The sequence below is a fragment of the Rhodospirillales bacterium RIFCSPLOWO2_02_FULL_58_16 genome (assembly GCA_001830425.1).
Classification (GTDB): domain Bacteria; phylum Pseudomonadota; class Alphaproteobacteria; order Rhodospirillales; family 2-02-FULL-58-16; genus 2-02-FULL-58-16.
Genome location: MIAA01000027.1, coordinates 2,975 through 14,053 on the forward strand (window position 1 = coordinate 2,975; position 11,079 = coordinate 14,053).

The following is an 11,079-nucleotide window of genomic DNA, read 5'->3' on the forward strand; positions in this document are numbered from 1 at the left end:
CGAGTTCACCCGCCCCGACAAGGAAGACGACCGGGTCAGGCACATAGAGACATTACGCGCCCAGACCGGCCCGGTGATGCTGGCCCATCAGCCCAACGCCAAGGCCGCCTCTATCATCAGGCTGGCGTGCGCCCTGCCGCCCGACCTTGAGACGGTCGCCGACAACGACGTCACCCATGTGCTGTGGGTGGTTTCCCGGCCGGAATGGGTGGCGGCCCTTACCGCCGCCTTCGCCGACGTCAAGGCGCTGTACATCGCCGACGGCCATCACCGTTCGGCGGCGGCCTCGCGGGTGGCGGCGGCCATGCGTCAAGCCAACCCGGCCCATCGGGGCGACGAGGCCTATAACTCGTTCATGGTGGTCACCTTCCCCAAGGACGAAATGCAGATACTCGATTACAACAGAGTGGTGCGCGACCTCAACGGCCTGACGGCGGCGGAGTTTATTGACAGGCTGGAGGTCAACTTCGACATCAGGAATGTCAAAGAACCGGCCCGGCCCGCCGCTCCCGGCCAATTCGGCCTTTACCTGGAAGGCCGCTGGCGCTTGCTGACTCTGCGCCATCAGCCGCCCGCGAACGTCAATCCGGTGGAAAAGCTGGATGTCAGCCTGCTTTATGATCTGGTGTTGTCGCCGGTCCTCGGCATCGGCGACCAGCGCACCGATTCCCGCATCGACTTCGTCGGCGGAATGCGCGGACTGAAGGGGTTGGCGGCGCGGGTCGATAGCGGCGAGATGGCGGTGGCCTTCGCCATGTTCGCCACCTCCATGGATGATCTGATGGCGGTGGCCGAGGCCGGCGAAGTGATGCCTCCCAAGTCCACCTGGTTCGAGCCTAAGCTGGCCGACGGACTGGTCTGCAATATGCTGTAACGGACGGCGGACCTTACTCTATTGTTATGTCTTTAATAGAACGTTGAAATCCGGCAGAATAGAGTTATGAGTACGGTTATTTCACTCGCCGCTGCGATCAAGCGACTTTCGTCTCACGCTGATGATCTTCGGCGGCAAGGCATTGCTCACGCCGCCGTGTTCGGCTCTATCGTGCGCGGCGAGGCAAGGACTGACAGCGACATTGATGTTCTGGTCGATCTGGACCCGGATGCCGAGTTGACCTTGCTGGACTATGTGACACTTCAGTCCCGCCTTGAGGAAATACTTTGTTTCCCGGTGGATATGGTAAACCGTAAAACCTTGAAACCGTTTCTGCGTGATAACATCATCGCGGAGGCGGTCAATGCCTTCTAAGAACCCCCGCCAACGTCTTCAGGATATCATCGAAAACATTGAATTAATCAAAAGATTCGTATCGGGCATGACGGCGGAATCCTTTGTCGCCGATATCAAGACGGTCTATGCCGTTGAACGTGCAATCCTTGTTATTTCCGAAGCAGTGCGCAAACTGCCTGACGAAATTAAAAAGCGAAACACCGACATTGATCGGATCGCCGCCGCCGGTATCGGCAATAAAATAAGACATGATTACGATTCTATTGATGAAATGATAGTCTGGAATACCGTACAGGAAAGTATAGAGGCGCTCCGCGCCGCCGTGGAAGCGGAAGTCCGGCGATTGGCCGACTAATCGCAAGGATGAAACCGCCCGCCTCTTTCGTCCTTATCGTCACCGGCCCGACGGCTTCCGGCAAGTCGGCGCTGGCGACGGATGCGGCGCTGGAGTTCAACGGGGTCGTCATCAACGGCGATTCCATGCAGGTCTACGGGGAGCTTAACATCCTCAGCGCCCGGCCTTCCACGGACGACATGGCGCGGGTTCCGCACAGGTTGTTCGGAGTGCTGGCGGCGACGGAGACATGCTCGGCGGGGCGCTGGACGGCGATGGCGAAGGCCGAGATCGAGGCGGCGTGGGACCGGGGCCTGCTGCCCATCATCACCGGCGGAACCGGACTTTACCTGAAGGCGCTGATCACGGGGCTGGTTTCCATCCCCGCCATCCCCGACGCCGTGCGCCGGGAAGCCCGCGAACTTCTCCGACGCCTGGGGCCGGAGGCCTTCCGCGAGGAACTGCGTAAACTATCGCCGCAGGACGCGGAGCGTATTCCCGCTTCCGATCCTCAACGGCTGGCCCGTGCTTTCGAGGTGGTGAAGGCGACCGGCCGGGAACTGTCCCAATGGCAGGACATGCCCGCCGCGCCGCCCCTGCCGCAAGCCGAGTTCGCCGCCGTCGTGCTGACGCCGCCCCGCGCCGATCTTTACGCCGCCATCGACGCCCGCTTCGACAGGATGATCGCGGCAGGGGCGCTGGACGAGGCGCGATCCCTCATGGGAGCCGACAAAGACCTTCCCGCCATGAAGGCGCTGGGCGCATCGGAACTGCTGGCCCATCTGGAAGGCCTGCTGACTCTCGCCGAAGCGGTGGAAAAGGCCAAGCGGGCATCGCGCAATTTCGCCAAGCGGCAACTCACATGGTTGCGCCATCAGGATATAGGCTGCCGGGCGGAAACCTATTCCGCGCAATATTCGGAAAGTATCAAGGCTGATATCTTTTCATTTATTCGCAATTCACTATTGACCACGCAATCATAAGCCATTAGAAAGCCCGTAACCACGCCGAATAAGGACCGGGGCTATGCCCAAAACAAAACGACCGGAAACAAAAATGACCGGAGCGGAGATCGTTCTCAGAGCCTTGAAGGATCAGGGCGTGGACGTAATCTTCGGCTATCCGGGCGGCGTCACCCTCTCCTTGTACGATGAGATTTACAAGCAGAACCACATACGCCACTACCTGTGCCGCCATGAACAGGGGTGCGTACACGCCGCCGAGGGCTATGCCCGCTCCACCGGCAAGACCGGCGTCGCCCTGGTCACTTCGGGACCGGGCGCCACCAACACCATAACCGGCCTGGCCAATGCCATGATGGATAGCACGCCGCTGGTCTGCTTCACCGGTCAGGTATCGACGAGCATGATCGGCAACGACTCCTTCCAGGAAGCCGACACCACAGGCATTACCCGCTCGTGCACCAAGCATAATTATCTGGTCAAGAAAACCGAGGACCTGGCGCGCATCATTCACGAGGCCTTCCATGTCGCCGGCAAAGGCCGCCCAGGGCCGGTGGTTATCGATCTGCCCAAGGATGTCATTATCGGGCACGGCGAATATATCGGTCCTGAACAGGTCATCCACAAAACCTACCAGCCCAAGGTCAAGGGCGACATGGCGCGCATCAGGGAAGCGGTGGCGATGATCGCCGGCGCCGAACGCCCGATTCTGTACGCCGGCGGCGGCGTCATCAACTCCGGCCCCGACGCCTCGAAACTGCTGGCCGAGTTCGCCCACATGACCGGTCTTCCCTGTACGCTGACGCTGATGGGGCTGGGCGCCTTCCCGGCGTCCGACAAACAGTTCCTGGGGATGCTCGGCATGCACGGCACTTACGAGGCCAACATGGCCATGCACCAAAGCGACCTTATCGTGTGCGTCGGCGCCCGCTTCGATGATCGGATCACCGGGCGGCTGGACAAGTTTGCTCCCTACGCCAAAAAAATCCATATCGATATCGACCCGTCATCAATCAACAAGAGCGTGATTGTCGATATCCCCATCGTCGGCGATGTCGCTCATGTGCTGGAAGACATGATCAAGGTGTGGGAATCGACAAAGGCCAAGATCGACGGGACGGCGCTGAAAAATTGGTGGAAGGCCATCGACGGATGGCGCGCCCGCAACTGTCTCGGCTACAAGAAAAACAACGATCTGCCCAGGCCCCAATATGTGCTTGACCGCCTTAACAAGCTGCTCAAAGACCAAAACGCCTACGTCACCACCGATGTCGGGCAGCATCAGATGTGGGCGGCCCAATACCTCGGCTTTGACAAACCCAAGCGGCTGGTGACCTCGGGCGGCCTGGGTACTATGGGGTTCGGCCTACCGGCGGCGCTCGGCGTACAGGTCGCTCACCCCGACGCCCAGGTTATCGTCATCACCAGCGACGCCTCGATCCAGATGAACATCCAGGAATTGGCGACCGCCACCGCCTACGGATTGCCGATAAAAATTGTGTGCCTCAACAACGTCGCTTTGGGCATGGTGCGTCAGTGGCAGGAGTTATTCTTTGACAAACGCTACTCGCAAACCCTGTTTGACCGGCAGCCTGATTTCGTCAAGCTGGTCGAGGCCTACGGCGGCAAGGGCATCAGGGTGGAAAAGGCGAAGGACGTGGACGGGGCGCTTCAGGCAATGCTTGACCACGACGGTTTGCTGTTTCTCGACATCCGCACCGAACAGAAGGAAAATGTTTTCCCGATGATCGTCGTCGGCGCCGCCCATAATGAGATGATTTTCAATTCCGAGGAATCGGAATCGACAGGGGCCGACGAGGACGTAGTGCTGGCATAATCCGGCAGGTTAAGGCATATATCGGCCCTTGGGGAGATTTCTGTGACTGATCCGAACAAAGACCTCGAATTTCATACCATTGCCGTCCTCGTCGATAACGAGGCGGGGGTGCTGGCTCGCGTCGCCGGACTGTTTTCGGGGCGCGGCTACAATATCGAGAGTCTGACCGTGGCCGTGGTCAGCCGTTCGCAAGCCCTGTCGCGCATTACCATCGTTACCTCAGGCACGGCAATGATCATCGAGCAGATCAAGGCCCAGTTGGAACGTCTGGTGCCGGTGCACAAGGTCACCGACCTTACCTTGGCGGGCGCTCATGTAGAGCGGGAACTGGCTTTGGTCAAGGTTCGCGGCACAGGCGAGCATCGCGTCGAGTCGCTCCGCATCGCCGATATTTTCCGCGCTCGCGCCGTCGACAGCACCAACGATTCCTTCGTTTTCGAGATCGTCGGCGATACCGGCAAGCTGGATGCGTTCATCAGACTGATGGAGCCGCTGGGTCTGGTCGACGTGTCGCGCACAGGCATCGCCGCTATTGCGCGGGGCGCCGATCCTATGTAGACGCCTTAAAGGCTGAAAAAGAAATACACCTATTCACGAGGGGAGCATTAAATCATGCGCGTTTTTTATGACAAGGACGCTGACGCCGATCTGATCAAGGCCAAAAAAGTAGCCATTATCGGCTACGGCAGCCAAGGCCACGCCCACGCGCTGAACCTGCGCGACAGCGGCGTCAAGAATATAGCGGTGGCGTTACGCGCCGGCTCGCCAAGCATCAAAAAGGCCGAGGGCGAAGGCCTTAAGGTAATGACCCCCGGCGAGGCCGCCAAATGGGCCGACGTGGTGATGATGCTGGCGCCTGACGAGCTTCAGGCGGAAATATACAACCATGACCTCAAGGACAACATGAATAAAGGGGCGGCGCTGGCCTTCGCCCACGGCCTCAACATCCACTTCTGCCTGATCGAACCCCGCGCTGATCTGGACGTGTTCATGGTGGCGCCCAAAGGCCCCGGCCATACGGTGCGCGCCGAGTATCAGAAAGGCGGCGGCGTGCCGTGCCTGCTGGCCGTCGAGCAGGATGCCGGCGGCAACGCTCACGGCATCGGCCTGTCCTACGCCTCGGCGGTAGGCGGCGGGCGCTCGGGCATTATCGAGACCACCTTCCGCGAGGAATGCGAGACCGACCTGTTCGGCGAACAGGCGGTGCTGTGCGGGGGCCTGACCTCGTTGATCATGGCCGGCTATGAGACCCTGGTCGAGGCCGGATACGCCAAGGAAATGGCCTATTTTGAATGTCTGCATGAAGTGAAGCTGATCGTCGATCTGATCTACGAAGGCGGCATCGCCAACATGCGCTATTCCATCTCCAACACCGCCGAGTTCGGCGATTATGTGTCCGGCCCCAGAGTGATCGACGCCGGCGCCAAGCAACGCATGAAGGATATCCTGGACGACATCCAGTCGGGTCGCTTCACCAGCCGGTGGATGACCGAATGCAAGGCCGGCCAGCCTAGTTTCAAGGCCATGCGGCGACGCGGCGGCGAACACGATATCGAGAAAGTAGGCCAAAAACTCCGCGCCATGATGCCGTGGATCGGCAAAAACAAACTGGTCGATAAGTCGAAGAATTAAGCCGCCGGCAGTTTCAGTCGCGCCCGCAGGCCGCCTAAAGCGGAGCGGGTCAACTCCAGGCTTCCGTCGTACATTTCGGCGATGTCGCAAACGATGTCCAGGCCCAGGCCGCTACCGGGCTTGGTTTCGTCCAGACGTTTGCCACGGTTAATGACTACGGACAGAGATTCCTCGGGAACGCCGGGGCCGTCATCATCAACATTTATGTACAGCGTACCGGTTTGCTTGTCATATTCGGCGCTGACCACTACCAGTTTGCTTGCCCATTTGGCGGCATTGTCCATCAGGTTGCCGAGCATTTCCTCAAGATCCTGCTGCTCGCCCTGAAACATCAGCGGCTGGGTGTCTTTTAATGAAATATCGATAGCGCGTTCTTCGTGAAGGCGCTTCAGGGTGCGGCGCAGCCGGTCGGCCGTTTCGTGAACGTCGGAATGAGCGCCCAGCAACCCACGGGTCGCCGCCACCCTGGCCCGCGACAGATGGCGGGCGATTTGTTCAGCCATCAGCGCCGTTTGGTCGCGAAAAATGTCTCCCGTATCCTTATCAAGCCGGTCGGCTTCGTTGGTGAGGACCGCCAGCGGCGTCTTCATGGCGTGGGCCAGATTGCCGGCTTGGGTGCGGGCGCGGGCGATGATCGCCGCATTGTGGTCAAGCAAGGCGTTCAGTTCTTTAGCCAAGGGCGCCAATTCGGAAGCGAAATCCCCCTCCATGCGCGAGGCCCGTCCGGCGCGGATATCAAGCAGCACATTGCGCATTCGCTTTAACGGACGCAGACCGAACCGCACCTGGAGAAAGGCGGCAACGACCAGCCCTATTCCCAGCACCCCCAGAGATGCGGCCATGGTGTTGGTGAAAACGGAAACAGCGGTCTCGATCTCCTTGACGGGACCGGCGACGAGGATGGAAAACGGCTCGGAAGCGCCGGGCATGGTGAAGGTGCGGGCGCGCCCGCGAAGCTGTTCGCCGCGAGGGCCTTTCGCCATAAAAGAAGTTTCCTGTTCCGGCGTCATGCCCTCAGGCAACCGGATTTTTTGGTCCCACAGGGAGCGGGAACGATCAAACCTGTTTCCGGAGAACAGTATCTCCCAGTACCATCCGGACAGAGGCTTGTTGAACTGGGGATCGACAGGGTGACGCTTGAGGACGACCAGACCTTTCTTGTTGACTTCGCTGAGAGCCAGAAGTTCTTCAATATGCCCGTGTAAAGCCGTATCGAAGGCGCGCTCCAAGTGGTCGCGGAACATTCCCGTCAGCACCTGACCCATGATCATCAGCGCTATAGTGATCCACAAAGCGGCGCCGAAGATCAGGCGGAAACTTATCGATTTTACGGGCACTAACTATTTACTCTTAGTAGGCGAGTCCAGGCTATAACCCCGTCCCCTGTGGGTCCGGATAAGGTCAGAACCCAGTTTCTTGCGCAGCCGGGCGATAAACACCTCGATGGTGTTGGAGTCCCGGTCGAAGTCCTGGTCGTAGATATGCTCAATCAACTCCGTGCGCGAGATTACCTGTCCCTCATGATGGATAAGATAGGTGAGAACCTTCAATTCATGAGAAGTCAGCGTTATCGCCGAGCCGTCCACGGTCACCCTGCCGGAACGGGTATCCAGCCGAACCGGTCCGGCCTCAAGCACCGGCGTCGCGTGTCCGGCGGCGCGGCGGATCAAGGCCCTGAGGCGGGCCATCAATTCCTCCACATGGAAGGGCTTGGTAACGTAATCGTCGGCGCCGTGGTCAAAACCGGAGACCTTTTCGCTCCATGTATCGCGCGCCGTGAGGATCAGCACCGGCATGGTCAGTCCCGCCTGGCGCCAGCGCTTCAGCACCGTCAAGCCGTCCACCTTGGGCAGGCCGAGATCAAGAATTACCGCATCATAAGGTTCGGTCTCGCCGAGAAATTGGCCTTCCTCGCCATCCTCGGCCTTGTCCAGGGAATAGCCCTCGCTCAGCAAGGCCTGGGCGATTTGCTTAAGCAGTATAGGATCATCTTCGACTACCAGCACCCGCATTAGAATCTCCGTGCGATATCGGCGTCATGCCCGTTTACTGATATAAGCTCGTTGGTCTTGGCGTCCATTTTTATCTTTAAAACATTGCCTTGCGGAGTCAACAGCCTGATCTCGTAGATGATAAAGGAACTGCCGTAATCCTTGGCCGTATTTGTTTGTTTTTGCTCGTTTTTGCCGTCATCCTCGTGATCCTCGCTCTTCTGATCAAGCCCGGCCCCCCCGGCGCCGCCGCCCTTGTCTTCCTGATCAAGCCCGGCGCCGCCGGCGCCGCCGTCACTATCGGAACCGGAACCGGGACCATGTTCCGCGCCTTCATCTTCCAGCTTGACCTCAAGGATATCGCCCTTGAACATCTTTTCAACCTTTGAAAGAACCTGCGGCAAGGGAACAATCTTTCCTGACTCCATGGCGGCGCGGGCGCGCTCGTAGTCGGAATCCGAATCGGCGACAACAGGGCCGGCAAACGCCAAAACGGCGGCCATTGCCGCCGCATAAGACCAAAACCGCCTTGCCCTCGCGCCTTGATTCATGAAAAAAACATCCAAACTTCGGTTGTTATCCTGCTTTAATAGCACATGCCTGATGAATGCCTGATGAATATCTTGGTAGCCCTAAACAAATGACCGCAACTGCCGTTGATCCCGATATCCTGCGCTCGTTGATCGAGGCGGCAATAAGCGGACGGGAGAATGTTTCCGCCTCCCTCCACTGGCCCGATCCCGTCTATCTGTCTCTGCGGCGCAAAGGCCGGAAGCTGAGTGAGCGTTGGCGCGATGAGGGCGACCTCTACGCCTTGTTCGGCGCCCTCCGCCGCGAGGCCTGTTTCGGCGATGCGGACGCCATCGAGCTTTGCCTGACACATTCCTACCGCCTTGTTCCCCCACACAAGATTTCAAAGGTTTTCGCCAATACACACCGGGGCATCCGGGGAATCGAGCTTTGCATCGGGGAGCAAACGGAGCGGCATGGGCCGACTGCATTGATCGCCGGCAATCGTAATTTTCGGGGGGTCATCAAAGACTTTGCCGACAACGTAAAAATCCCGGAGGCAGGCCCGGATTCCATATATGGACACATCAAATCATTCGCCGCCTTTCAATTTCTGATCCGGCTCCGGCCTAAAGTTGAGGTTATCCCTATGTTCAGGGGCGGCCGCATAGTCGAGCCTGAAGAGATTACCGCCGACGCCATGGCGGACATGATAAAAACCATGAGCCGGTGGATGTTCCGCAATGTGGCCGATGACGGGCGGATGACTTACAAGTATTGGCCCAGCCGAGGCGAAGAGGCGACTTCAAACAATACGATTCGGCAATTTATGGCCACTTTATGCCTGATTCGTCTGGCCGGGCGGTCAGGTTCGGCTAAAGACCTGAAGGCCGCCGAACGCAACCTTGATTACAACCTGGAAAAATTTTTCCGCGTCGACGGCGATGCCGGCGTTATTGAGTACGAGGGCAAGGCAAAACTCGGCGCGGCGGCGCTCGCCGCCCTGGCGATTCTGGAATTGCCCGATGAGACTTCCCGGCGCGGCGAAACCCTTGACCTGCTTTCAAAAGGCGTGGCCTGCCTGTGGTGCGAAGGCGGCTCTTTCAGAACCTTCCATAAGCCGGCCGAGCAGAACGATAATCAAAACTTCTATCCGGGCGAAGCCCTGCTGTTCTGGGCCGGCCTTTACGCCCGGACCAAGGATTCCGGACTTCTTGACAAGTTTATGCAAAGCTTCGGCTATTACCGCGATTGGCACCGTAATAACAGGAACCCGGCTTTTATCCCTTGGCACACACAGGCTTACGTCCTGCTGTACGCTCAAACGGGAAACCCGGAACTGAAGGATTTTATCTTTGAGATGAACGACTGGTTGCTGTCCCTGCAACAGTGGGGTAACGCCCCTTACGGCGACCTCAGGGGGCGCTTTTACGACCCCCGTCACCCTGAATACGGCCCGCCGCACGCATCATCAACCGGGGTTTACATGGAGGGTCTGGCCGATGCCTACCGTCTGGCTCTGGACGTCGGCGATCAGGCGCGGGCCAAGAGTTACCAGGAAGCCCTGCGGCGCGGGTTGAGGAGCATCCGCCAACTACAGTTTATCGATGACATGGATATGTACTACATCCAGAAACGCCGCCCGGTGGAAGGCGCCGTCAGGACCGAGACCTACAACAACGAAATCCGCGTCGATAACGTGCAGCATCCGCTGATGGCGTTGCTGAAACTCGACGCCCTGAAAGAGGGACTCTCCGGCTTTGCCGCCGCATCGAAACGCAGATGATCCAATTTGGTCGGATAGTGCTCTATTTGTTACAGCGCACTTTCGCCGCCTTGCACTTGTCGCCGGAGGCGAAGCAACCGGCCAAAGCGGTTTTTACGGCATCGGCAGCGTTAATCCCGGCGCCGACCCCTAAAGCGCCGTTCGCGCCCAGGGAAAATGTTCCGCATACTCCCGAACCATAGACGAGAATCAGGCGGCAGTCGGACGCTCCGCATTCCGCCATAACCAGGTCAATCGCCTGCTGCTGATCGGCGACGCTCCAGCGCATACGCCATTGTTTGGTGCCGGGTGAAAAGGCTATAGCTCCATAGCTTTCCGTATTTTCATATTGACGCACTGCGTTAGACTTCGAGTCTTTGGGAGCGGACGCTTCAGGCGGCGCCGCTTCGGCCGTTAACGGATAAACGGCAAAGCACCCCATAAACAATATGGCGCCCGCAAGGACCAACGATCCGCTCCATAGCAATATTTTTATCTTCATAACACGACTTTCATGACGAAGTTTCGATCAGGCTTATAATGAACATATCGACTGCCTTAAAGTTATAGACCGGTACCGCCGGCGCCGCCACCGGCTCCGGCCCCAGCACCGCCACCGGCCCCAGCGCCGCCACCGGCTCCAGCTCCGGCTCCGGCTCCACCGGCTCCAGCTCCGGCTCCAGCTCCACCGGCTCCGGCTCCAGCTCCGGCTCCGGCTCCAGCTCCACCGGCTCCGGCTCCACCGGCTCCAGCTCCGGCTCCGGCTCCACCGGCTCCAGCTCCGGCTCCAGCTCCACCGGCTCCGGCTCCAGCTCCG

Annotated in this window: 11 protein-coding genes and 2 pseudogenes (2 of these 13 only partly in view); 8 read left to right on the forward strand and 5 right to left on the reverse strand. The window is 59.0% G+C overall.

Features of this window, described 5'->3' with window-relative positions:
• From A3H92_08075 to A3H92_08105, 7 genes and pseudogenes are all read left to right on the forward strand, one after another.
• Positions 1 to 874, forward strand: a pseudogene (locus A3H92_08075) (hypothetical protein) (it extends 366 nt beyond the left edge of the window).
• Between the two features lie 66 nt (positions 875 to 940).
• Positions 941 to 1,249 (forward strand): nucleotidyltransferase, encoded by a 309-nt coding sequence (locus A3H92_08080; GenBank protein OHC74754.1) that lies wholly within the window; start codon positions 941 to 943, stop codon positions 1,247 to 1,249.
• On the forward strand, positions 1,239 to 1,586 hold the full coding sequence (locus A3H92_08085; protein ID OHC74755.1) for a hypothetical protein: 348 nt from the start codon (positions 1,239 to 1,241) through the stop codon (positions 1,584 to 1,586). Before A3H92_08080 ends, A3H92_08085 begins: the two co-directional genes overlap by 11 nt.
• 8 nt (positions 1,587 to 1,594) lie before the next feature.
• Positions 1,595 to 2,548 carry a tRNA (adenosine(37)-N6)-dimethylallyltransferase MiaA gene (locus tag A3H92_08090; protein OHC74756.1) on the forward strand — a complete coding sequence of 318 codons (954 nt, stop codon included), beginning with the start codon at positions 1,595 to 1,597 and terminating at the stop codon, positions 2,546 to 2,548.
• Positions 2,549 to 2,591: 43 nt separating this feature from the next.
• On the forward strand, positions 2,592 to 4,364 hold the full coding sequence (locus A3H92_08095; GenBank protein ID OHC74757.1) for an acetolactate synthase, large subunit, biosynthetic type: 1,773 nt from the start codon (positions 2,592 to 2,594) through the stop codon (positions 4,362 to 4,364).
• 42 nt (positions 4,365 to 4,406) lie between these two features.
• Positions 4,407 to 4,922: an acetolactate synthase small subunit gene (locus A3H92_08100; GenBank protein OHC74758.1), complete on the forward strand. Its 516-nt coding sequence runs from the start codon at positions 4,407 to 4,409 to the stop codon at positions 4,920 to 4,922.
• Between the two features lie 54 nt (positions 4,923 to 4,976).
• A complete protein-coding gene (locus tag A3H92_08105) occupies positions 4,977 to 5,996 on the forward strand; it encodes a ketol-acid reductoisomerase (GenBank protein ID OHC74759.1) in 1,020 nt (339 codons plus the stop codon).
• Here the strand turns inward: A3H92_08105 and A3H92_08110 are convergent.
• Genes A3H92_08110 through A3H92_08120 form a run of 3 tightly spaced genes read right to left on the reverse strand, consistent with a single transcriptional unit; the run spans position 5,993 to position 8,490 of the window.
• A complete protein-coding gene (locus A3H92_08110) occupies positions 5,993 to 7,333 on the reverse strand; it encodes a hypothetical protein (protein OHC74760.1) in 1,341 nt (446 codons plus the stop codon). The two genes, A3H92_08105 and A3H92_08110, sit on opposite strands and share 4 nt — an antisense overlap.
• Positions 7,334 to 7,336: 3 nt before the next feature.
• The gene (locus A3H92_08115) at positions 7,337 to 8,008 is read right to left on the reverse strand and encodes a DNA-binding response regulator (protein OHC74761.1); all 672 of its coding nucleotides are present in this window, start codon (positions 8,006 to 8,008) and stop codon (positions 7,337 to 7,339) included.
• On the reverse strand, positions 8,008 to 8,490 hold the full coding sequence (locus A3H92_08120; protein OHC74762.1) for a hypothetical protein: 483 nt from the start codon (positions 8,488 to 8,490) through the stop codon (positions 8,008 to 8,010). Before A3H92_08120 ends, A3H92_08115 begins: the two co-directional genes overlap by 1 nt.
• A gap of 137 nt (positions 8,491 to 8,627) precedes the next feature.
• Between A3H92_08120 and A3H92_08125 the strand changes: the two genes are divergently transcribed.
• Positions 8,628 to 10,283 carry a hypothetical protein gene (locus A3H92_08125; GenBank protein ID OHC74763.1) on the forward strand — a complete coding sequence of 552 codons (1,656 nt, stop codon included), beginning with the start codon at positions 8,628 to 8,630 and terminating at the stop codon, positions 10,281 to 10,283.
• Between the two features lie 22 nt (positions 10,284 to 10,305).
• On the opposite strand, the gene A3H92_08130 is transcribed toward A3H92_08125, so the two are convergent.
• Complete coding sequence (locus tag A3H92_08130) at positions 10,306 to 10,764, reverse strand: hypothetical protein (protein ID OHC74764.1); 459 nt, start codon at positions 10,762 to 10,764, stop codon at positions 10,306 to 10,308.
• Between the two features lie 10 nt (positions 10,765 to 10,774).
• Positions 10,775 to 11,079: pseudogene (locus tag A3H92_08135) on the reverse strand (hypothetical protein) (it continues 103 nt past the right edge of the window).